Annotated in this window: 18 protein-coding genes; 11 read left to right on the top strand and 7 right to left on the bottom strand. The window is 42.4% G+C overall.

Translation table 11 applies throughout. The annotated features are described in order from the left end of the window. The first annotated feature begins 233 nt into the window (after positions 1-233). Together AC6CHI_RS09340 and AC6CHI_RS09335 are read left to right on the top strand one after the other, a co-directional pair. Positions 234-1,475, top strand: a complete 1,242-nt coding sequence (locus AC6CHI_RS09340) for a DNA cytosine methyltransferase (RefSeq protein ID WP_498120888.1) — start codon at positions 234-236, stop codon at positions 1,473-1,475. Further along, complete coding sequence (locus AC6CHI_RS09335) at positions 1,441-4,215, top strand: ATP-dependent helicase (RefSeq protein WP_498120887.1); 2,775 nt, start codon at positions 1,441-1,443, stop codon at positions 4,213-4,215. The genes AC6CHI_RS09340 and AC6CHI_RS09335 overlap by 35 nt, the downstream gene beginning before the upstream one ends. Positions 4,216-4,268: 53 nt before the next feature. Here AC6CHI_RS09335 and fadA read toward each other — a convergent pair whose 3' ends face one another. Next, positions 4,269-5,441 (bottom strand): acetyl-CoA C-acyltransferase FadA, encoded by a 1,173-nt coding sequence (gene fadA, locus AC6CHI_RS09330; RefSeq protein WP_498120885.1) that lies wholly within the window; start codon positions 5,439-5,441, stop codon positions 4,269-4,271. 12 nt (positions 5,442-5,453) lie between these two features. Beyond that, positions 5,454-7,607, bottom strand: coding sequence for a fatty acid oxidation complex subunit alpha FadB (gene fadB, locus AC6CHI_RS09325; protein ID WP_498120884.1), 2,154 nt, complete (start codon positions 7,605-7,607; stop codon positions 5,454-5,456). A gap of 569 nt (positions 7,608-8,176) precedes the next feature. Between fadB and lpxO the strand changes: the two genes are divergently transcribed. Further along, positions 8,177-9,091: a lipid A hydroxylase LpxO gene (gene lpxO / locus AC6CHI_RS09320; RefSeq protein ID WP_498120883.1), complete on the top strand. Its 915-nt coding sequence runs from the start codon at positions 8,177-8,179 to the stop codon at positions 9,089-9,091. A gap of 114 nt (positions 9,092-9,205) precedes the next feature. Further along, a complete protein-coding gene (locus tag AC6CHI_RS09315; protein WP_498120882.1) occupies positions 9,206-9,625 on the top strand; it encodes a PH domain-containing protein in 420 nt (139 codons plus the stop codon). 57 nt (positions 9,626-9,682) lie between these two features. On the opposite strand, the gene AC6CHI_RS09310 is transcribed toward AC6CHI_RS09315, so the two are convergent. Further along, a complete protein-coding gene (locus AC6CHI_RS09310) occupies positions 9,683-10,684 on the bottom strand; it encodes a zinc-binding alcohol dehydrogenase family protein (protein ID WP_498120881.1) in 1,002 nt (333 codons plus the stop codon). A gap of 104 nt (positions 10,685-10,788) precedes the next feature. Here AC6CHI_RS09310 and AC6CHI_RS09305 point away from each other — a divergent pair, with 104 nt between their 5' ends. The 4 genes from AC6CHI_RS09305 (at position 10,789) to pgsA (ending at position 14,697) form a co-directional block, all read left to right on the top strand. Continuing rightward, a complete protein-coding gene (locus AC6CHI_RS09305; protein ID WP_498120879.1) occupies positions 10,789-11,184 on the top strand; it encodes a winged helix-turn-helix transcriptional regulator in 396 nt (131 codons plus the stop codon). A 119-nt stretch (positions 11,185-11,303) separates the two neighbouring features. Continuing rightward, complete coding sequence (gene uvrC / locus AC6CHI_RS09300) at positions 11,304-13,103, top strand: excinuclease ABC subunit UvrC (protein WP_458892510.1); 1,800 nt, start codon at positions 11,304-11,306, stop codon at positions 13,101-13,103. A gap of 106 nt (positions 13,104-13,209) precedes the next feature. Next, positions 13,210-14,001, top strand: a complete 792-nt coding sequence (locus AC6CHI_RS09295; RefSeq protein WP_498120877.1) for a thioesterase family protein — start codon at positions 13,210-13,212, stop codon at positions 13,999-14,001. A 108-nt stretch (positions 14,002-14,109) separates the two neighbouring features. After that, the gene (gene pgsA / locus AC6CHI_RS09290; RefSeq protein ID WP_458892512.1) at positions 14,110-14,697 is read left to right on the top strand and encodes a CDP-diacylglycerol--glycerol-3-phosphate 3-phosphatidyltransferase; all 588 of its coding nucleotides are present in this window, start codon (positions 14,110-14,112) and stop codon (positions 14,695-14,697) included. A 265-nt stretch (positions 14,698-14,962) separates the two neighbouring features. Here pgsA and AC6CHI_RS09285 read toward each other — a convergent pair whose 3' ends face one another. After that, positions 14,963-15,736 carry an IclR family transcriptional regulator gene (locus tag AC6CHI_RS09285; RefSeq protein WP_498120875.1) on the bottom strand — a complete coding sequence of 258 codons (774 nt, stop codon included), beginning with the start codon at positions 15,734-15,736 and terminating at the stop codon, positions 14,963-14,965. Positions 15,737-16,173: 437 nt separating this feature from the next. Here AC6CHI_RS09285 and AC6CHI_RS09280 point away from each other — a divergent pair, with 437 nt between their 5' ends. From AC6CHI_RS09280 to AC6CHI_RS09270, 3 genes are read left to right on the top strand one after another with little or no spacing between them, the layout of a single operon-like run. After that, positions 16,174-18,261, top strand: a complete 2,088-nt coding sequence (locus AC6CHI_RS09280; RefSeq protein WP_498120873.1) for an FUSC family protein — start codon at positions 16,174-16,176, stop codon at positions 18,259-18,261. Between the two features lies 1 nt (position 18,262). Further along, positions 18,263-18,472 carry a DUF1656 domain-containing protein gene (locus AC6CHI_RS09275; RefSeq protein ID WP_458892515.1) on the top strand — a complete coding sequence of 70 codons (210 nt, stop codon included), beginning with the start codon at positions 18,263-18,265 and terminating at the stop codon, positions 18,470-18,472. 38 nt (positions 18,473-18,510) lie between these two features. Continuing rightward, the gene (locus AC6CHI_RS09270) at positions 18,511-19,515 is read left to right on the top strand and encodes an HlyD family secretion protein (protein WP_498120871.1); all 1,005 of its coding nucleotides are present in this window, start codon (positions 18,511-18,513) and stop codon (positions 19,513-19,515) included. Between the two features lie 42 nt (positions 19,516-19,557). Here the strand turns inward: AC6CHI_RS09270 and ruvX are convergent, their stop codons facing one another. The 3 genes from ruvX to recN all read right to left on the bottom strand — a co-directional run bounded on the left by ruvX (position 19,558) and on the right by recN (position 22,321). Beyond that, the gene (gene ruvX, locus AC6CHI_RS09265) at positions 19,558-20,001 is read right to left on the bottom strand and encodes a Holliday junction resolvase RuvX (RefSeq protein ID WP_498120869.1); all 444 of its coding nucleotides are present in this window, start codon (positions 19,999-20,001) and stop codon (positions 19,558-19,560) included. After that, the gene (locus AC6CHI_RS09260) at positions 19,994-20,548 is read right to left on the bottom strand and encodes a YqgE/AlgH family protein (RefSeq protein ID WP_458892518.1); all 555 of its coding nucleotides are present in this window, start codon (positions 20,546-20,548) and stop codon (positions 19,994-19,996) included. The genes ruvX and AC6CHI_RS09260 overlap by 8 nt, the downstream gene beginning before the upstream one ends. Positions 20,549-20,659: 111 nt before the next feature. Beyond that, positions 20,660-22,321, bottom strand: a complete 1,662-nt coding sequence (gene recN / locus AC6CHI_RS09255) for a DNA repair protein RecN (RefSeq protein ID WP_498120867.1) — start codon at positions 22,319-22,321, stop codon at positions 20,660-20,662. Between the last annotated feature and the right edge of the window lie 13 nt (positions 22,322-22,334).

Genomic DNA, 22,334 nt, shown 5'->3' with positions numbered 1-22,334 from the left:
AAAATTTATAAAGCAGATTTTTATTGTGGTTAAGACTATCATTAAAAGATGCAAATGATTGTAAAGGGTTTTTAAATTACAGCTTGCTGGTAAAATGTGGAATCGGATAAAGCAACATATTTACTATTTTGTTGGCACAGCTGATATTTGATTAGCATTATATTTTTTTAACATATATATAACCTAGGTTATATTCGATAGAATTGGACAGGGTTATTTTATAAATTTTTTCTATGAAGCGTTATAAGGTCTTAGATTTGTTTTCTGGTGCAGGGGGAATGGCTGAAGGTTTTCTGCAAGCTGGTTTTGACATCCCTTTTGCATCTGACAGAAGTCCTCAAGCTGCATTGACATATCAACACCGTCATAGAGACCAGTTAGGTTATGAACTGAATTATTTTTGTGGGGATGTTCAAGATTTAGCGGAAGAAGAAAAATTAAAAGAGTTTTTAGGAAAAGAGTTTTCCAATATTGATGTAGTTTGTGGAGGTCCGCCTTGCCAAGGTTTTAGTATGGCAGGAAAGAGGAATCCAGACGATTTGAGGAATCAGCTTGTCCGTAGTTATATCAGTATTTTAAAGCAAGTGCAGCCAAAGTATTTTGTGATGGAAAATGTCGCAGGTATTCTATCTGCAAAGTTTTCGATATACGAAGGTCACTCTACAATTTATGAAAATCAATTGGTTACAAAAGTGCTCTTAAAAGAGTTCTCAGAAATTGGCTATAAAAAAGTATTAGTGAAAACTTTGGATGCAAGTGATTATGGGGTTCCGCAGAGAAGAAAGCGTGTAATCTTTCTTGGTACACGTGACGATATTGATATTCAGCTTACACATCCTGAGCCATTAAAATCTCAAAAAATTTCTGCTAAAGAAGCGCTTTCAGATTTAGCGAACATAGAAATAGGTTCAAAAGTAGAAAAATATAAATGTAAAGCAAAGTCTGATTATCAAATAGATTTAAGAGCTGGGTGCACACCAAATTCAAAAGGTGAATCTATTGTGAGTACTAAATTAACGAATCATGAAACAAGTAAGCATACAGCACTTGTTATAGAACGGTTCAATTTGCTTTCACCAGGTGATGACTTTAAAAAAATCTATAATAATTTATCTGAAGAGCAACAAGAGCGTTACAAGACTCGTAAACATAATTGCCGTCGTATGCTACCGAATGAGCCATCACCTACAGTTCTCACTCTACCTGATGATATGGTGCATTACTCAAAAAATAGAATCCTGACAGTTCGTGAATTAGCGAGATTACAGTCATTTGATGACAGTTTTGAGTTTTTGGGAAAAAGAACGACAGGTGGGATTCTGAGAAAGCAGGAAACCCCGCAATACACATTAGTAGGTAATGCTGTACCACCATTATTAGCGAAAGCAATTGCATTAGAAATACGAAAAAATTTAGAATTATTTACTGAAGGAAAATTAGATGAATTTCACAAAAGCTCAGACGGAAGCTATTGAAACTATAGATATAAATAAACATTTACATATTATTGCAGTAGCAGGTTCGGGAAAGACACAAACTATAGCTCAGCGTATAGTAAATTTATTACGAAATAATACAAGCCCCTCAGAGATAGTAGCTTTTACATATACGGAGAAAGCAGCTGCCGAACTAAAAAATAGAGTACTTAAGTTATCAAGAGATCAATTAGGTTCTATACAAGGAATGGCTGAACTTTATATTGGAACTATACATTCTTGGTGTCTACACTTTTTGAAAGATGAAGTTTATGGATTCCAGAAATACGAAATATTAGATGATATAAAACTTAAAATTTTTGTTGATAAAAATTTTCATAAAATAGGTATTAATAGACTCAAATGCACTACTTCTAAAGGGGAAAGACCTTTGAAGATCTTCACAGATACCAGTATTTTTTTATCGATGATATCGATGTTCCGAGAAGCAGATTTTGTTGAAAATGCTGTTATTGATGAAAATTTATTAGAAGTAGTAAAAGATTATGAGAGAGTATTAACGGAAAATAATTATTTAGATTTTGGAATGATACTTACAAGCTTTTATAAAGAATTAGGGAAAGAAGACGTAAGAAGAAAAATCAGAGATAAAATTAAATACCTTATTGTAGATGAATATCAAGATGTAAATCACTTACAAGAAATGATTATTGAAAATATATGTAGCTTAGGTGCAAACATATGTGTTGTAGGTGATGACGATCAAACTATATATCAGTGGCGTGGAAGCAATGTTGCAAATATTTTAGAATTTAAAGAGAAGTATGAAAAATATGGTGAAGTTTTAACAATTTGTTTGGACGATAATTTTAGAAGTTCTCAAGGCATATTGGGATTAGCATCAATAGTGACTGATAAAATAGAAAATCGATTGTCTAAAAATATGATTCATTCTAGTCATCAATTTTATGAGGAGGGTGATCTTCAAATAAATGAGTTTTCAAGTAGAAAAAATGAGAATCAATATTTAATAAAAAATATACAATCATTAATAGGATGTGAATTTAAAGATAAATCTGATAGTGAATCTAGAGGAATAGATTATGGCGATATCTGTATATTATTAAGAAAGTGGAAGCCAGCAACAGAGATTGCTAATACTTTAAATGAGGCTGGAATACCATTTGTTGTAACTGGAGTAAATCAGCTATTTGAACAAGAAGAAGTGATATGTTGTGTTAAAATTTTTGAAGCTCTTTTAAATCCGAATGATACGACAGTAATACAAGAGCTTGAAAAAGATTGGATAAAATTATGCCCTTATTTAGACTTGGATAAAATTAAATATGGGATTGCTGAATTAATAAAAAGTGAACCTAAATCAGGTGATTGGTATGAATATTTTAATTTACAAAGAATATTTAAAAATTTTAGAGAAAATATAGATCTAAAAGAAAGTAGTTTTGGTGAATATAAAGTAAATAACATCCCTAAAGGGGAAGTAGCATTTTATAACCTGGGAATGTTTTCTCAAATAATTCAAGATTTTGAGACAATTAATTTTAAAGATGATCCAGTGTTTAAACTCAAAGGTTTCTTAAATTTTCTTAAATATACAGCGAAAGATATCTATCCGGAAGGATGGTTAAATAAAACAAATATAGCAATTAATGCTGTCACAATTACTTCTATTCATCAGTCTAAGGGGCTAGAGTGGCCAGTTGTGTTTATGCCACGTTTAAATACCAATTATTTTCCGAGTAAAAAAGCTGGTGGAGTCAAAGTATCTCATTTAATTGATACTAGTGTTATTAAAAATTATGAAAGATATGAAGGAACATTAGAAGATGAGTTAAGACTTCTTTATGTAGCTATTACAAGATCTAAAAAATTCTTATTTGTCTCATGCTCTCCATCTGAATCAAGTAATCAGGATAAAAAACCATCCACTTTTATTCAGTTATTAAGACAAAATCAGTACATTTTTTCTACTATCACTTATGATTTTAAAGCTAGAGAACAAGCTGAGTTGAAAGATCGACTTGAGTTGGATGCTATGATCTTAAACTTCTCTATTTTAGAGTCTTATTTCAAGTGTCCTTATGCATTTAAATATTATACATGTTATGGGTTTAAAGAGCCTTTAGAAGCTAGAATTGGCTTTGGTAAATCCTTACATGATAGTTTGATGGAAATCCATAAAAAGGCTATTGAGGGAATCAAACCAACTAAAGAAGAAATATCTACTATTTTAGAAAAACATATTAATTTCCCATATGCTATTCCTAAGACAAAAGAGGCTATGAGACTGAGAGCATTGAATATTCTTCATGATTATTATGATCAAAACTATAATAATTTTGAAAAAATTGAATTTGCAGAAAAAGATATTGTTTTTGATTTAGCAGAAGGTCTTATTGTTAGTGGGCGTATTGATCTAGTTATTCAGAAAGATGATGCGTATAACGAAAAAATTTATATTGTCGATTTTAAATCTAAATTAGATTCAGGGAATGTAATAGATCGTCTTTTAAAACAAGAGATTATTCAAAAACAATTAATTCTGTATGCTATTGGTTATAAAGAATTAACTGGTAAAAAGGCAGACTTTACACAAATCTATGATTTGGAAACACAAACTCCTATCAACACTCTGATTGATGATCAATTATTGATTAATGCTCAATATGAGATAACTCAGGCAGGTTTTAAAATTAAAAATGATGATTTAAATAAGGTCTGTACAGATCCATCTTGTGTTTGTAGTGCAATACAATAAAAGAAACCCCGCAATAAGCGGGGTTTCTTTTTATCTCAGTATTTAACTAAACATTAAACACGTTCGATAATGGTCGCGATACCTTGACCAAGACCGATACACATGGTCGCAAGACCAATTTGTGTATCTTGTTGTTCCATTACGTTCAACAAGGTCGTGGTAATACGTGCACCAGAACAACCCAATGGGTGACCCAACGCAATCGCACCACCATTCAAGTTAATCATGTCTTGCTTGTCATACACGCCTAAGCCTTTCATCACAGATAAGCCTTGAGCAGCAAACGCTTCGTTTAACTCGATGGTTTGGATATCCGCCATAGTTAGACCTGCACGTTTAAGTGCTTTTTGCGTTGCAGGTACTGGACCGTAACCCATAATTGCTGCATCACAACCTGCAACCGCCATAGAGCGAATTACAGCGCGTGGCTTAAGACCTAAAGCTTGTGCACGTTCAGCAGACATGAGCAACATTGCAGATGCACCATCAGAAAGTGCAGAAGACGTTGCCGCAGTAACCGAACCACCTTTAGGGTCGAATACTGGACGTAATGCTTTGAATGCTTCTAAGTTGGCATCTGGACGAATGACTTCGTCGATGTCACACAAAATTTTAAAGCCATTGGCATCGTGACCTTCAACACCCACGATTTCATTTTTGAAACGACCTTCTTGAGTCGCAGCCCAAGCACGGCGGTGAGATTCAACACCAAACGCATCTTGTTCTTCACGGGTAATGCCATTCATGCGACCTAACATTTCAGCGGTTAAGCCCATCATGTTCGATGCTTTAGCATAGTGTTTAGACGCTTCTGGATTCAGGTCGATGCCGTGCATCATGCCGACGTGACCCATGTGCTCTACACCACCAATGATGAAGATGTCACCTTGATTGGTGGCAATCTGTGCAGCCGCGGTGTGCAGTGCTTGCATCGAAGAACCACACAGGCGGTTAACCGTTTGACCTGCAACAGTTTTTGGAAGGTCAGCCAATAAACCAATGTTACGAGCAATGTTCATCCCTTGCTCTAGCGTTTGGTTCACACAGCCCCAAATTACATCTTCAACTTCATTGACATCAAACTGGTTACGAGCAACGAGTGCACGAACCAATTCAGCCGATAAGCTGTCAGCACGTACATTGCGGAACATACCGTTTTTGGTTTTACCCATTGCTGAACGTACGCCATCAACGATGACAACGTCACGTGGATTTAAAGTAGCCATTCACGTTGCTCCTTAACCGTAGAATTTTTTGTTGTTAGCAGCCATGTCACGCAACATTTGTGGCGCTTCATAAGCTTTACCTAAGTGGGCATATTTGTCGCAAAGTGCAACGTATTCAGCCACACCAGTTTGGTCGATGTAACGGCATGGACCACCACGGAATGGAGGGAAGCCTACACCCATAATCATCGCCATGTCTGCTTCAGAAGCCGTTGCAACAATGTTGTCTTCTAAGCAACGAACAGTTTCGTTACAGAAAGCTAGCATCATGCGGTCAATGATTTCTTGTGCATCAAATTCGTGCTTTTCAGTGGTTGCAACAGAAGCCACAAGTTCATAAGCCACTGGATCGACAGTTTTGGCTTTTTTGCCTTTCTTGTCGAGTTCATACTTGTAGAAACCAACATCGTTCTTTTGACCCAAACGCTTGTTTTCGTACATGGTTAAAGTCGCGCCTTTGAAATCTGGCTTCATGCGGTCAGGGAAACCGTCCGCCATCACTTCTGCACCGTGAACGCCCGTGTCGATACCAACAACGTCGATGAGGTAAGCAGGACCCATAGGCCAGCCGAATTTTTCCATGACTTTGTCGACTTGTTGGAAGTCAGCACCGTCTTTCAATAGAAGGTCAAATGCACCGAAGTAAGGGAACAATACGCGGTTAACCAAGAAGCCTGGGCAGTCGTTGACTACGATTGGGGTTTTACCCATTTTCTGAGCAAGAACCACAGTGGTCGCAATCGCTTCAGCCGAAGTCTTCTCACCACGGATCACTTCAACCAACGGCATCATGTGTACTGGGTTAAAGAAGTGCATACCGACGAAGTTTTCAGGACGTTGTAGGTTTTCAGCCAAACGTGTAATTGAAATCGTAGACGTATTTGAAGCAATGATCGTATTTTCACGAACATTTTTCTCAGTTTCAGCCAGTACGATACCCTTCACTTTCGGGTTCTCAGTCACAGCTTCAATCACGATGTCCACTTCTTTAAACTCGTCATAGCTTAAAGTTGGACGGATGCGCGCAAGTGTTTCACCCATTTGAGCAGGCTTCATTTTCTTGCGTTCAACTTGTTTAGTCAGTAAGCCATTGGCTTCTTTCATACCCAAAGCAAGTTGTGGATTACCAATGTCTTTCATGATGATTGGTGTGCCTTTGCTTGCCGCTTGGTAAGCAATACCACCACCCATGATACCAGCGCCAAGAACTGCCGCTTGGTTTACAGGATGCGCACCTTTTTCATATTTCTTAGAAGTTTTCTTCACCACTTGATCATTGATGAATAAACCAATCAATGCGCCAGCTTGTGGCGTTACCGCAGCTTTGGCAAAGCCTTCAGCTTCAGCTTTTAATGCGTCATTACGTGGAAGGCTTGCACCTGCTTGTAATGAATCCAGCATGAGTTTTGGCGCTGGGTATTGCGCTGGGTTAGCTTTTGCAAGCACCGCACCTTTCGCCGTATTGAACGCCATCATTTGTTCAAGTTGGTTTAACTTGACTGGGTCAAGTTTTTCTTGACGTTTGGCTTTCCAGTCTACGCGACCAGCAAGGGCTTGTTTAACCAAGTCAATTGCCGCGTCTTGCAATTTGTCCGCAGCCACCACCGCATCTACAGCACCATCTTTCAGCGCAGCAGCAGGTTTTTTCGGCGCAGCCATCGCCATCCATTCAACCGCATTGTCGATACCAATCACGCGGCTTAAACGTACCGTACCACCGAAACCAGGGAAGATCCCGAGTTTGATTTCTGGTAAGCCCACTTGTGCTTGTTCAGACATGACACGGTAGTCACAGACCAAACACATTTCAAAACCACCGCCCAATGCCATGCCATTGATGGCAGCAACTTTAGGAATGTCTAAATCTTCAAAGCTGTTGAAGATGTCATGTACTGGCATTGCCCAGTCGATAATCGCTTTTTCACCTTGTGCGAAGTTTTCACCAAACTCTGTGATGTCTGCACCAACGATGAAAGTTGATTTACCTGAAGTAACGACCAAGCCTTTTACTGAACTGTCTGCTTTTACAGCAGCAATAGCAGCTTTAAAATCTTCAATCGTTGCACGGTTAAATTTGTTGACCGACTCACCTTGTAAGTCAAAGCGGAATTCTGCAATTCCGTCCGAAAGCATTTGGACGGTAATGGCATTGCCAGCGTGGATCATGCCTGATCTCCTTTATTTTGGAGGACTTCTAAGTTGATGTTTTGAAGCGTGTTCGCTTGTTTTGCGCACATGAATGCTTCGCTAATCTTACGATAACTATATCCAAAAAGAACATAACAAGTTGTATCAAGCAGTGACGCAATGGTCATCAATTTTAATTTCATTTACAGCAATTATTCTTGAGAAAAAATTTCCTATTGAAACCGTTAAATAAGATGCTTCTGTTTTTTATGAAAAAATTATACTGTGATTAAAATTGTTGTGTCGTTTTAGATTGCTGAAATATGCCTTCACCACTATGCAAGCTGTGTCAAAAAAGTCAATTGTATTTTGGAATTTTCCAGTAAATTTGAACCGTATTTATGGTGGGGTTTCGCCTGAAAAGATCGCCAATAGGCATGCAAGTTTCGCTGTGTGTTTTTTGGATGCGGGAGCCTGAGTCAAAGCGCGCGCCAATCGGTCGACATGAAATTTCTATTCAAATTTGCTAGTATTTCGCCAAAATTAGTGTCTAGCCCCATGATCATGCTGCACAGTGTGGTCATCAGAAGCAATGAAAAGAGTGCTGTATGATTAAGTGGATTATCTTGGCGATTTTTGTGATTTCAGCGTTGTATATCCAAAATCGCGGTAAAGTGCGTCATTCTTTTTACCGTCAATTTTTTGACCATTCAACCTTATTGGCTCCAATTAACTTTTTAATGTACCTGTTTTCCAAGGTGCCGAATCAACCTTATGTGGAAACGCAATATTTTAAAGATTTGCAAGTTTTAGATGAAAATTGGGAAATGATTCGCGATGAAGCCAGAGCCTTGTATGAGCGTGGCGGCATTAAGGCATCCAGTAGTTATGATGATCTTGGTTTTAACTCATTTTTCAAAACTGGCTGGAAGCGTTTTTATCTGAAATGGTATGACTCAGCGCACCCTTCTGCAGCCGAACTCTGCCCAAAAACCACAGCATTATTAAAGACCTTGCCTAGCATTAAAGCCGCCATGTTTACCGAATTGGCACCCGATAGCCGCTTGGTTCGTCATCGTGACCCGTATGCAGGTTCGCTCCGTTATCATCTGGGTTTAATTACCCCGAATGATGATCGCTGCTTTATTGATGTGGATGGACAGCGTTATTCATGGCGTGATGGTGAAAGTGTGGTGTTTGATGAAACCTATATTCACTATGCGGAAAATAAAACGGATCAGAACCGGATTATTTTCTTTGCTGATGTTGAGCGTCCGTTAAAAGCGCGTCTGATGCAAAAGTTCAATCATTGGTTTGGTAAAAATGTCATGACCGCTGCCAGTTCACCGAATGAAACAGGCGACCAGACAGGTGGATTAAACAAGGTATTTGGCTATGTCTATCAGTTGCGTTTAAAAGCCAAAGCCTTAAAGAAAAGCAATCGTCAAGTGTACTATTTTTTAAAATGGTTCCTGATGCTGGGGATTTTCTTCCTGATTTTTGTCCGCCCTTATGTTTTTTAAGAATTAATGTTTTGAGAACGCCCTTTGGGGCGTTTTTTTATGCAGGGATTCAGTACGCTATGATCTTACATGATCCCAAATTTTGTGTAAGATAAAAGCCAAATAGGGGGCAATATGCAAAAATTTCGTTCAAAAAAAGATTGGTGGATTTTAGGTTTTATTATTGCCATGACCGGCTTGTTAATCCAGCTGTTATTGACCATGTATGCCAAAGGCACCATGGCACAGTATCCGATTCATACCGTTACCTATGTGTTGACCATTGCCGTGTTGTGGTGGCCAATTCTCAATACCCAGTATCGGATAGCGTCAGGGCAATTGCTGATTAGCTGCTTGTTTTTGACTTGGAAAATTCCCTTGTCCGCAATTACAAAGGTGAGTCCCAGCAATAACTCGGTTGCATCGCCTGCGCTGTCTTTAGATCGTCTGCGCATTGATTATATAAAACAGGGTCAAGCCAAATTTATCTTGATTTCGCCCAAAGATAAACAGGGCTTTACTCAAGCTTTGCATCAAGCTCAGCAATCTGTCTAAAAACACAATAAACACATCGATAAAGCCCCATGTTAATGAGCATGGGGCTTTATTGTTTTAGAAGCCTTCGAGTACCAATTTGCCTTGGGTACGTTCAGACTCAATGGCTTGGTGTGCCTGACGAATATTTTCGGCATTGATGCTGCCCATGACCTGATTCAAGGTGGTTTTGATTTTTCCTGTTTCAATCAGTTGCGCGACCTGTTGCAGTAAATGCGCTTGTGCCGACATGTCTGCCGTTTGGAACATGGAGCGGGTGAACATAAATTCCCAATGCACAGCAATGGATTTACGTTTAAACAGGTTAATGTCGAGATGTTCAGGATCATCAATCAATCCAAACTGTCCTTGCGGGGCAATCAGTTCGGCAATTTGGGTGAGATAACTGCCGGTATGCGTAGTGGAAAAGACGTAACGAGGCGCGGTTAATCCCTGTGCCTGAATTTGTTCAGCTAAAGACTGGCGATGATCCAGAACGACGTCTGCTCCTAACTGTGTGACCCAAGCCTGCGTTTCAGGGCGCGAGGCTGTAGCAATCACTTTGAGCTGGGTCTTGGCTTTGAGCAGTTGAATGGCCATCGAGCCGACACCTCCTGCACCGCCAATAATCAGAATCGACTCTTGCGGGTGATCATGCTGTTGCACTTGCAGGCGGTCAAACAACATCTCCCATGCCGTAATGGAGGTAAGCGGGAGTGCCGCTGCTTCGGCATAACTCAGATTTTGTGGTTTTAGACTGATAATCCGTTCATCCACCACATGAAACTCGGCATTGGTGCCGGCTTTGGTGAGGTCGCCCGCATACCAAACTTGATCTCCGACTTTAAAATGTTCCACTTCCGGGCCGACATCGACCACTTCACCTGCGGCATCCCAGCCTAAGACTTTATATTGTCCCTGCTCAGGTGAAACACGAGTCCGGATTTTACAATCCACAGGATTGACTGAAATAGCTTTGACTGCCACCAAAACCTCTCGGTTTTTCGGGGTTGGGGTTGGTAGCTGAATGTCTTGTAATTGTTCGGCACCACCTGCCTGTAAATAGCCCACAGCTTTCATATTTTTAATCTCAAATTGGGTTTATGATGAAAATCTTAATGTAGTTTTAAATTGCGTGTATACGGTTAAATTCTGCATATAGTGTATAAAAGGATACTATGAACATGACCAAAACAAAGCATTCCCGATTTAATTGCAGTCCAGGCTGCGCAGTCGAAGCGGCAATTGGCATTTTAGACGGGAAATGGAAAAGTATTATTTTATGGCATTTACTGACCGAGCATACTTTACGTTTTGGAGAAATTCGTAAACGGATTCCGAATGTGACACAGCGCATGCTGACCAATCAGCTGCGAGAACTGGAACAAGACGGCCTGATCCACCGCGAAGTGTATCCGCAAGTGCCGCCGAAAGTGGAATATAGTTTAACGCCTTTGGGTGCAAGTCTGCGTGAGATTTTAATGGCCCTAAAAACCTGGGGTGATACCCATATGGATTTATATGGTCAGGTGGTGCCAGCTGCTCAGTCATCAGCACGGCTGCAAGACAGTGTGCTATAAGCCTTTTAAGTTTGGCTCAAATTGCGATTGATCCAGCCTAAAGCCATTTAAGCCACTGGCTTGAAAATTGGCTGATGCACTCCACATCCACCCATAACTCTTCAAGGTTTCAAGACACTGTGAACGAAAACGCCCGCGAACATATTGAAAAGATTCTCGCCCATATGACCACCTTGCCGGGGGTGTATCGGATGTTGGGCAAAGATGGCGAATTGCTGTATGTGGGCAAAGCCAAAAATCTGAAAAATCGGGTGTCGAGTTATTTTGTCAAAACCCTTGAGCATCCGAAAACACAGGCTTTGGTGGCGCGGATTTATGACATTGAAACCTTGGTGGTGCGTTCCGAAACCGAAGCACTATTGCTTGAGCAAAACCTGATTAAGCTGCATCGTCCGCCATACAATATTATGCTGCGCGATGATAAATCTTATGTCTATATTTTTATCTCGGCAGACCAGCCGTATCCACGCATTGCCAGTGGTCGCGGTAAGGGTAAGCATCAGGTCGGCAAGTTTTTTGGTCCCTATCCGAGTGCCTATAATGCACGTGATACGCTGTTGGTGCTGCAAAAACTGTTTAATGTGCGCCAGTGTGAAAATAGCTATTTTTCGCAGCGCAAGCGTCCATGTTTGCAGTATCAAATCAAGCGCTGTTCCGCCCCCTGTGTGGGCTTAATCAGTCCCGAAGATTATCAGGAAGATGTCAACAATTCGATCCGCTTTTTAAAAGGCGATACTAAAGAACTGAATCAGGAGTTGATTCAGAAAATGGAAGCGGCTGCCGAAGCTCTCGAATTTGAAAAAGCGGTGTTTTACCGTGACCGAATGGCGTTATTACGTGATGTGCAGGCGCAGCAGGCGATTTATAAAATTAAAGGTGAGGCCGACATTCTGGCGATTGCCTATCAGGCAGGTGTGACCTGTGTGCAAATCATGCATGTACGCAATGGCAAAATGCTGGGTGGAAAAGCTTATTTCCCAGATATGTTGGGGGATGATTTGGGCGAGATGTTGTCTGAGTTTATGGCGAACTTCTATTTTCAGGTGGCGGATGAAGTGCCGAATGAATTGATTGTGAATGTGGAAATTCCCAATCGCAAAGAATTGGAGCAAGCTTTACAGCAGCATTTTGAACAAAAAATCCAGATTAAACAGAAGGTACGAGAAACGCGTGCAGAATGGTTAGAGCTGGCCCAGATGAATGTGCAGCATGCGATTAAAGGCAAGTTGGCGAATCATCTGGAACTGAATGAGCGTTTTCATCAATTGGAACAGGTGGTGGGTCGCCCGGTAGATCGGATTGAATGCTTTGACATTTCACATACCATGGGGGAAGAAACCGTGGCTTCTTGTGTGGTGTTCGATGCGGGGGGAGCACGCAAACGTGATTACCGTCAGTTCTCCATTCAAGATATTACCGAAGGTGATGATTATGCCGCCATGCGTCAAGCTTTAACTCGTCGCTATAAAAAGCATATGTTGCCTGATTTATTGTTGATTGATGGTGGTAAAGGGCAATTGCATATGGCGATGCAAGTGATGCAGGATTTAGAGCTGGATGCGTTTATGGTTGGGGTCTCGAAAGGGGAAGGACGTAAGCCCGGGCTGGAAACCCTACATTTTACCGATGGCACTAAGATCCAGTTGCCCGAAGACCACAAAGCCTTGCATTTGATTCAGCAAGTGCGGGATGAAGCGCATCGATTTGCCATTACCAAGCATCGTGCCAAGCGTGATAAAAAACGTGGATCCTCTATTTTGGAAGTCATTCCGGGGTTGGGACCTAAACGCCGTCGGGATTTATTGACCCATTTTGGCGGGATTCAAGGTGTACTGAAAGCTTCAGAAAATGAGCTGACTTTAGTCCCAGGATTGGGGGAGGTCATGGCACGTACCATTTATAAAATCTTGCATGAATAACACGGATAATTAGCAAAAACACTCATTGACGCAGTAGTCACTGATCATTCACAAATGCTGGAACTTGGTGAACAATATTGTCCACGGGATAAAAAATGAGAACAATATGTCGCTGTTAGCTGTGTATCAGGCCATTGAGCAGAATGATTGGATTGAGATTCCCACCAGATGGCTACAAGGACGGACGGTCTATGGGGGAGTGGTTGCGGGGCTGATGATGCACAAAGCCGTGAGCAGTATTGCCGATCCGAGTAAACGCTTACTCAGTAGCAGTGTGACCTTTGTGGGTCCAGTGCAACAAGGGGCGGCAAGGTTGACTGCGGAAATTCTACGGCAAGGCAAGTCGGTCACCAGCATTGAAGTGCGGCTATGGCAGGACAATGCGGTGCAAAGTATTTTGATTGCCAGTTTTGGTGCAGCCCGTGCATCAGAAATTCATGTCCGTCAGGAACGTACAGCGCCTGATTATCCCGAGCCTGAAACCCTACACAGCATGCAGCATGAACATTTTCCAGAATGCTATCAACAATTTGATGTACGCTGGGCCGAAGGGCAGATCCCTTGTAGCGCCAGTGAGCAAAGTGACTTCGGTGGCTGGTGTCGTTTTGACCCTGTACAGCATGAGAATCGAGCTTTAAATGTTGCTGATTTAATGACTTTATTTGATATTTGGCCACCCGGAGTGTTGCCGCTGTTTAAGACTTTGGCACCAGCCAGTTCGCTAACTTGGCACGTGACCTATGTGAATCCGTTACAGCAAAATTTGCATGATTGGTTTAAATATAAAGTCTTTACAGATTATGCGGCTGAGGGCTATGCCACCGAATATGCACATTTATGGGATGCCGAAAATCGACTGATTGCCATTTCGAGACAAACAGTGACCGTGTTTGCCTAGTGACACGTTCCAGCAATTCGTATAAAGTGAGCCCTAATTACGGTGTGCCAATTCGCTCAAACTGGCGAATTATTTCATCGCACATAAGGGGAAAAGTTGGCGGTGTCTATGACAGCAGGTCGAATCCTGAATATTCCAAATATCTTGACCTTGGCGCGTATCGCCTTGATTCCTGTATTTTTATTGATTGCTTACTGGCCACCAGCGATTGGTGTGGCTGGGCATGATGGCGGCATGACGCGGCATATTATTTTGACTGCGATTTTTGTGCTTGCGGCAGTGACAGATTGGTTTGATGGCTATCTGGCCAGAACCTTAAACCAGACCTCGGCGTTTGGTCGTTTTCTCGATCCTGTTGCGGATAAACTCATGGTGGCTGCTGCGTTAATTGTATTGGTGCAATGGCAGCCTTCAATTTCCATGGCTTTTGCAGCGATTGTGATTATTTCGCGTGAAATCACCGTATCTGCGTTAAGAGAGTGGATGGCTGAGCTAGGGGCGCGAACCAATGTGGCAGTGTCTACCGTGGGTAAATATAAAACTGCCTTTCAAATGATTGCAATTTCAGTGTTCTTGTTGAATTGGCAACCTTTAGAAACGCTGGCTTATCTGCTGCTCTATACCGCAGTGATACTGACCCTATGGTCGATGTTTATTTATTTAAAAGCCGCATGGCCATATTTGAAGCAGCCTTAAGGGTTGAAATAGAAAGAACTCCAGTCATGGAGTTTTTTTATGTCTGAATTTTCGTAGCAATCTAACAGGCATTAAAAAGCCCAAGACGGGGCTTGAGCTTTTTAACTACAGCAACTGCAACTTCTGAGGGAGAGTTGGGCGTCTTTTATGTCATGGAAACATAAAGCCGCTGAAGAACTATAATCATAGTATGAGAATATGTTTCTTAATTCAATAAAATTGACCCTATAACTTTGTTCAATTCTTGTATACAGCCAACTTCAGTTTAAACGCTATTGTGATCGGATAAGCCCATGAATTTTTGTTCAATGAGCGCGGCATTGCTTTGCAAAATTGCAATGAGTTTTTGTAAGTCTACGAATTCGAAACGATTTTTAGAACCCAATAAGGTCAATGTCATTGGTGCTTCTTTACTCGAGAATTTAATCGGAACAGATAAACCAGAAACATTCGGATCGACTTCTCCATTGGAAAAATAATAACCCTGTTTCTTAATTTTCTTCATTTTCGTTAAAAATTCTTGCTCGTCACTGGCAAAACTCACTTCGGCAAGTTGCGTGGCAAAACGGTGGTAATAATCCAAAATTCCCTGTTTGGGTAAGTGCGAAATAATGGTTTTAGGCGATGAACCCACATAAACAGGTCGTGGACAGCCCCGCCCATAAGATAATAACGTGAGATCTTTAAATACCTCATGATGCACATCGATACAGGAATCATGATTGAGGTGGGTCAACAGACAGCAAAATTCTGTACGTTCCACAATCTCTTTCATAAAGGGAATACTGATTTGTACCAGTGGATCGGATTTACGCGAAATATAATCTAAAACGGCAATTTTTGAGCCCAGGGTATAGTCCCCAGAAGTGCCACTCAGGCGGTGTAAGAGTTCGGCAGAAACCAATTCTTTTAAATAGCGATAGCTGGTTGGTTTAGAAAGGCCAAGTTCTTCACTAATGATATCGACATTAATGATTGGGCGAGACACTGAAAACAGGTCTAAAACGGTGAGAATTTTACCAAAACTAGAAAGTGTCATAACAAGCCACAACGTCAAAAATAAAAAGACATTTAAAGTAATGTTATAACAAATTGTGCTGGGGCTTGCAGGGCTTTTGTAATAAATCGACGAGTGAGTCAAAGCAAGCTGTTTATCGATAATTTGACTGATGAAAACTTAAAAATTAGATATTAATTTAATTAAATTATCATAATAAGATATTTTATTTGACTTTTGCTGTGGTTATTCGCAAAATAGCAGCATTAAATTTCTCACTGTAAATTTTGCAGCGCAAAATTTACGCATGAATAGCAGAAATGACGTTTCTCCCACGTCAAGATCTGCACCCTCATTTACATAAATATTCCTGTTACCGCAATTTTCGCGGGATGGGCAGATCTTGCATATTGATATTGTCGGCATTGGTGTGACTTTGAAACTGGTAATCCGTCTGATTTCGTCTAAAGGATGGGACGATGTTATTAATTAAACCGATATTGGCTTTTCGCCCGAGTCGCATGGATTTGGTTTTTGCGATGAAAACCTTTATTGCGATGTTATTGGCGCTGTTTATCGCATTTTCCCTCGATTTGACCTATCCGATGTGGGCAGCAGGCACCGTAATTATTGTGGCGCATCCTTATGCAGGGATGGTGTCGTCTAAGGCGGTTTATCGCATTCTCGGGACGCTGATTGGCGGAATTGTGGCAATCGTACTGACCCCTCAATTTATTGATCTGCCAATCTTCTTTACCGTGGTTCTGGCGGGATGGGTTGGGCTATGCCTGTATATTTCGTTATTAGACCGCACGCCGCGCAGTTATGTCTTTATGTTGGCGGGTTATACCACGGTCATGGTGGTGTGTAGCTCGATCAACAGCATCAGCACGCATAGTGTGTTTGATATGGCTTTAGGACGTATCTTAGAGATTTCAGTGGCGGTACTGTGTAGTGCCGTGGTCTCTAGTACGCTGTTTCCTGTACATTTAGGCAGTTTGCTGCAGAAACGGGTGCAAAAAACGCTGGATGATACGCGACAGGTGTTCCGTCGTATTTTGACCGATCCCGAGCATAGCAGCAGCTATACCCAACTGCTGGCAGCTATCACCCGGGATACGTCTGATATTCATGCCTTGGCAGTACATTTGAATTATGAACGCAGCGCCTTACAGGGCATGACCAAGTCACTGCAAGAATTATTGCATCAGGTGAGCATGACCGTGGCTAACTTGGTGGCGATGTCGGAACGCATCGCCCAGCTGGATCAGATCGATCGCCGTTATCGGCAGGTTTTACCCACGCTACATCAACATGTACTGCAATTTTTACAGTCACAACAGCAGGTAGCTGCGGAACAATTAAAGCAATTGCCTGAAAATTTTGAGCAGGATTTTGCCGCGCTAGCGCAATTGGCATCGACTGAACAACAGATTATTTTGAATGCCTTCAAAATGGATATTCGCCACTTTATGGAAAATGTGGTGACCATCAAGTGCCTGTGGGATTTGATTCAGCGAGGCGACAAGCGCATTCCCGAGCAAATTGTGACCTTGACCACGTCTTATCCGAGTTTACATCGCGATCATGGGGTGGCGGTGCGCAGTGCGGTGGCGGCGGTCATTGCGACCATCACTTCATTTTTGCTGTGGATTTATAGTGGTTGGCATGCGGGCTATATGATGGTGCAGCTGACAGCAGTCAGTGTGTGTATTTTGTCTGGCTTAGACAATCCGGTGCCTGCATTGCGCTTGTTTATTCGTGGCTCGGTCTACGCGGCAATCATAACCATGCTCTATGCCTTTGTCATTATGCCCGAGGTCCACGAGTTCTGGCAGTTGGCCTTTGTCCTGGCGCCACTGTCCTTATATTTGCTGAGTATGTTTCCAAATCCACCATTAATGGGTTTGGCTTTGCCCATGTTGATCAATTTCATCATGAGTTTGAATTTACAAAACCGTTATAGCACCGATGCCGTACTGTTGATTGATACGGCAATGGCCGGTGTCGTGGGTCCGATTATTTCGATCTTGGCGATTTATTTTATTCGCGCCATGTCACCCGAAACCAGTGCCAGTCGTATTTTGTCTTTGCATTACCGTGCGATGCGTGAAGCCTTATTTATGCCATATGGGGTGCAGTTTCGCATTCATTTACGCAGTATGTTAGATCGCATCGGTGTGCTGAACACCAAGCTGGTACAGTCTGAACCGATCAAGCAGGCGATGAATCTGGCCCTGATTGAAACCAGTGCGGCCATCAACCTGAGCCGTCTGGCTGAATTTGTGCAGAACCCGAATATTAGTCGAAATCTGCAACAAGCATTGGTTGCGTTACAACATCGTCTGGAACAGGCCTTTCTGGCACAAGAGAAACAACGACTCTTACCTGAGGTGTTGAAACAACACGTGTTTGCTGCACTGTTGCAAGTCGAGCAGCAGTTGAGGGATGAACCAAATGCTGAACTCTGTACACGGGTCAGAATGAATCTCAACAATATCCGCAGCAGTATTTTTCATGAACAAGCCTCTGTGCATGTAGAGGATGCAGCAGAAAAAGGAGTCTGAGATGGGTGAGTTGAATGCCTATGGCATCTATATTCCTGTTTTTTTAATACAGGCAGTTTGTGCTTATCTGCTGTTTAAATGGGTGTCCATTTTGACTGATTCGTGGATAGATAAAGGTTGGATTGCGTTGCCGGGTGTCTTCAATCTCTGCCTGTATCTGCTTGTGTTGATGGGCATCCATGAAGTGTCTTTGGTGTTTTGGGGTGTTTAGGCCGTACAGATGATTGAATTAGGAAAGAGGAAACTGAGATGAATACCTTAGATACGCGTAAGGTCATCCGACCGATCGTGACCGTGGTCATGCTATTGGCCGCGATCTACGTGGTGGTGCATTTGTGGAATTACTATAATTCAGCACCTTGGACACGTGATGGGCGGGTCAGAGGCGATGTCATGCAAGTTTCTTCGGATGTTTCGGGCTTAGTCACGCAAGTCTTGGTTGAAGACAACCAAACCGTGAAGAAAGGGCAGGTTCTGTTTAAAATTGATGTGGCACGTCAGGCGCTAGATGTGGAGCAGGCGAAATCTGATTTAGCCAAAGCCCATGCGGGACTGGCGGAAGCTGAGGCGGCCTTAGCTCAAGCCAAAGCTAACTTGGTGAAGTCCGAAGCCAATGCTCATTTGGCCGATAAAAATGCCAGCCGTTATGCCAATTTAATGGATGGTGCAATTTCGAAACAAGAACAGGATCAGATGTTTGCAGCACGTGATCAGTCCCATGCCGAGCATGAGCAAATGTTGGCGGCGATTGAGCAAGCCCAAGCCAATATTGTGCAGCAAAAGGCCTTGATTGAAGTGGCGAACAGTAATCTACATTTAGCGCAACTCAATTTGGCGCGTTCTGAAGTTGTGGCTCCTGCAGATGGAACGCTGTCAAATTTTGGTTTACAAGTCGGCAATTATGTCAAAACCGGGGATGCGGTTGCGGCCTTGCTGAATCGCCAGCAACTTTATGTGGTGGGCTATTTTGAAGAAACCAAATTGAACCATATTCAAATTGGTGATCCTGCCACGGTGCAATTGATGGGTGATGATCAGATCATTAAAGGTCATGTGCAGGGGGTTGCATCAGGGATTGAAGACCGTGAACGTTCGAGTAGTTCGACTTTATTGGCAAATGTAAACCCAACCTTTACTTGGGTGCGCCTCGCACAGCGGGTACCCGTCAAAATTGTGCTGGATGAAATGCCGAAAAACCAATTGGCTTTTGTTGCGGGTCGCACTGCAACCATTCATATTCAAACCCAGCAGTAGGAGCGATGGAAAAGTTGAAAAGTTCCTTTTCCATCAAAGGCTTTAAGGCTGAACGCCTTCAGGATGGCGATACCAGCTTTCTATCAATAAAGCAGCTGCCAAACTGTCGGCAGTCAGTTTTTTTGCACGACCTTGAGCCTGATAATGATCTAACTCATCGCGGGCTTCACGGGTGGTCAGGCGTTCATCGACCATTAAGGTTTCAATATTGGTTTGATGGCGTAAGCGACGGGCAAATTTTCGTGCACGGGTCGAAAGTTCCGACTCGCTGTCATCCATGTTTAACGGCAAACCAACCAGAAATAAGTTCGGTTGGTGTTGTTTGACCAATTTAAGTAGATTATCCCAATGTGGAATGCCATCTTTCATTGGGAATAACGCCAGTGGATTGGCACTGGCAATCATCGATTGCCCGACCGCCATGCCCATTTTTTGGGTGCCAAAGTCAAACGCCATAATCAATTGCGGTTGAGACAAATCAGGCATGACCGATCTCTGAAGATAACCAAGTACGATCCACGCCCATTTTTTTATAGGCCGCATCCCAACGATCGCCATAAGGCAGATTAAAAATCAGGTCCATGTCGGCATCACAAATCAGCCAATCGCCTTTGGCAATTTCTTCTTCAAGTTGATGCTTCGCCCAGCTGGCATAACCTAGGGCAATTTGATAGCGTCCCACTCCTTCATTATGGGCAATGGCATCGAGAATATCTTTAGAAGTGGTAATGCAGACATTTTCACCCACTGCAATCGAGGAGTGCCAAGTTGGTTGCCCGGTATGTAAGACAAAACCTGCTTCGGGACGTAAAGGACCGCCCTGTAACACATCATGTGGATGCACATTATCCGCATCAATTTCTAGATCATTAAGTAATTCTTTTACGGAAATGCCAGAAGGTCGATTGATAATAATGCCTTGCGCACCTTCATCATCATGTCGAGCCAAATAAATGACGGTATGAGCAAAAAACTCATCTTTCATTTCTGGCGGGGCAATCAGGCAACGATGCGTGAGATATTGTTTGGTCACCTAAGCATTTCTCCTTAAAAATTCATCTCTACGATGAGCAAGTCTGTATCCTTTCAACTTACAAGACTTTGTAGTATTCACCAATCTTTTTTTACGGCTTTGGCACTAAATTTACGCCGTTTGAAATTTTAATTGGCGTAGTTGTTTGGCATGTTGCAGTGTGGTTTCACTAATTTCCACGCCACCGGTCATGCGTGCCAGCTCTAGAATACGTTGTTGTTCTTCTAGAGAAATGATGGTGCTGCTGGCCGGATCGGTTTGCTGTTTTTTCACCAGTAAATGCTGATCCGATTGAGCCGCGACCTGTGCCTGATGGGTGATACAAAGAATTTGTACATGTTGTGCCAAATCTGCCAGTAAGCGCCCCACGATTTCTGCCGTGCCTCCACTTATCCCGACATCAATTTCATCAAAGACCAGCACTTCAGCTTCGGTTTTCTCGGCATTCATCACTTGCATGACCAAGGCTATACGTGACAATTCACCGCCCGAGGCCACGCGAGCCAAGGGTTGGGCAGGAATCCCTTTATTTGCGGTGAACAACAGTTGAATAAAGCTCAGACCATCGGCAGAAGCGTGCTCAAGCGGTTCAAATTTAAACTCAAAATGCGCTTCTGGCAGTGCCAATAGTTTGACTTGTTCCGTTAATTGTTTGGCTAACGGTGCTGCTGCTTCACGTCGAATGTCATCTAAATGCTGGGCCTTATTCAAAAAGTCCTGATGTGCCTGTTCGACTTGCTCAGCGAGGGTTTCTGGATCTTCGAGTGCAAGTAACTGCTCTAACTCGCTTTGCCAGCTTTGGTGTTCTTCTTTGAGTAATTCGGGCTGAGTACGGTATTTGCGGGCAAAACGGTGGAATACCTCGAGCTGCGTATTTAATTCTTCCATACGTTCGGGATCGTAGCTTTGGCGATCAATAAACTGACGTAAATTGCCAGTGGCATCATCCAGTTCACTTTGTGCATTCAGAAGAGAGGTATGAATTTCTGCCAGCTGCTCACTACGTCCTGCATGAGATTCTAGACGTCGAATCAGTCCTGAGAGTTCTTGATTAATATTTTGTTCTGCATCGTCTAGGGCATTTAGGGCATAACTACAGTCTTGCATGATGTGCTCATGGTGACTGAGACGATCGAATTCTTGTTCAATGTCTTTATATTCGAGTTGCACCACTTCTTCTAATTCTTCAAGCTGTAATTCAAGCGTTTCAATTCTTTGCTTACGTGTTGCTTGAGCATCCAGCGCAGCCTGATGCTGACGAATGGTTTGTTGCCAATGTGAATACGCGTCTTTGACCTGCTGGGCAGGTTGAGCAAAATTGCTGTAGCGGTCAAGCCAGTGTTTTGGATAAGGCGGCTCTAAAAGTTGTTGCTGACTGTGCTGGCTGTAGAGCTGTACCAAGAGGCGTCCCAGTTCTTTCAGCTCAGACAGGCTGCTTGGACGACCATTAATCCAGGCTTTGCTACGCCCTGTGGCAAAGATCACGCGTCTTAAATGAATTTCACCAGAGTCATCATCCAGCTCGTGCTGTTGTAACCAGTTCGCTTCAGGACTTTGTGTTTGATAACTAAACACAGCCGTGATGTCAGCTTTGTCTGCACCATAGCGTACGTAATTGGTATCGGTGCGTTCACCTAAACAGGCCGAAAGGGCATCTAGTAATAAAGATTTTCCTGCACCAGTTTCGCCTGTTAAAACATTAAAACCTTGATCAATATCAATGGCTAAGTGATCAGCTAAGGCAAAATTGATGAGAGTTAAATGTGTCAGCATAAACGCGTCCAAG

The sequence above is a fragment of the Acinetobacter sp. GQ146 genome (assembly GCF_059758585.1).
Note: the sequence above shows the minus strand (reverse complement) of the source record. Positions and strands in the feature narration are given on the sequence as shown.

Excerpts from the sequence above, each read along its gene's own strand:
- AC6CHI_RS09310 (WP_498120881.1), bottom strand. The coding sequence starts at position 10,684 with ATGAAAGCTGTGGGCTATTTACAGGCAGGTGGTGCCGAACAATTACAA.
- AC6CHI_RS09275 (WP_458892515.1), top strand. The coding sequence starts at position 18,263 with ATGGGTGAGTTGAATGCCTATGGCATCTATATTCCTGTTTTTTTAATA.
- pgsA (WP_458892512.1), top strand. The coding sequence starts at position 14,110 with ATGACAGCAGGTCGAATCCTGAATATTCCAAATATCTTGACCTTGGCG.
- AC6CHI_RS09285 (WP_498120875.1), bottom strand. The coding sequence starts at position 15,736 with ATGACACTTTCTAGTTTTGGTAAAATTCTCACCGTTTTAGACCTGTTT.
- AC6CHI_RS09270 (WP_498120871.1), top strand. The coding sequence starts at position 18,511 with ATGAATACCTTAGATACGCGTAAGGTCATCCGACCGATCGTGACCGTG.
- AC6CHI_RS09335 (WP_498120887.1), top strand. The coding sequence starts at position 1,441 with ATGAATTTCACAAAAGCTCAGACGGAAGCTATTGAAACTATAGATATA.
- lpxO (WP_498120883.1), top strand. The coding sequence starts at position 8,177 with ATGATTAAGTGGATTATCTTGGCGATTTTTGTGATTTCAGCGTTGTAT.
- AC6CHI_RS09340 (WP_498120888.1), top strand. The coding sequence starts at position 234 with ATGAAGCGTTATAAGGTCTTAGATTTGTTTTCTGGTGCAGGGGGAATG.
- fadA (WP_498120885.1), bottom strand. The coding sequence starts at position 5,441 with ATGGCTACTTTAAATCCACGTGACGTTGTCATCGTTGATGGCGTACGT.
- AC6CHI_RS09295 (WP_498120877.1), top strand. The coding sequence starts at position 13,210 with ATGTCGCTGTTAGCTGTGTATCAGGCCATTGAGCAGAATGATTGGATT.
- AC6CHI_RS09315 (WP_498120882.1), top strand. The coding sequence starts at position 9,206 with ATGCAAAAATTTCGTTCAAAAAAAGATTGGTGGATTTTAGGTTTTATT.
- AC6CHI_RS09305 (WP_498120879.1), top strand. The coding sequence starts at position 10,789 with ATGACCAAAACAAAGCATTCCCGATTTAATTGCAGTCCAGGCTGCGCA.
- ruvX (WP_498120869.1), bottom strand. The coding sequence starts at position 20,001 with ATGCCTGATTTGTCTCAACCGCAATTGATTATGGCGTTTGACTTTGGC.
- recN (WP_498120867.1), bottom strand. The coding sequence starts at position 22,321 with ATGCTGACACATTTAACTCTCATCAATTTTGCCTTAGCTGATCACTTA.
- fadB (WP_498120884.1), bottom strand. The coding sequence starts at position 7,607 with ATGATCCACGCTGGCAATGCCATTACCGTCCAAATGCTTTCGGACGGA.
- AC6CHI_RS09280 (WP_498120873.1), top strand. The coding sequence starts at position 16,174 with ATGTTATTAATTAAACCGATATTGGCTTTTCGCCCGAGTCGCATGGAT.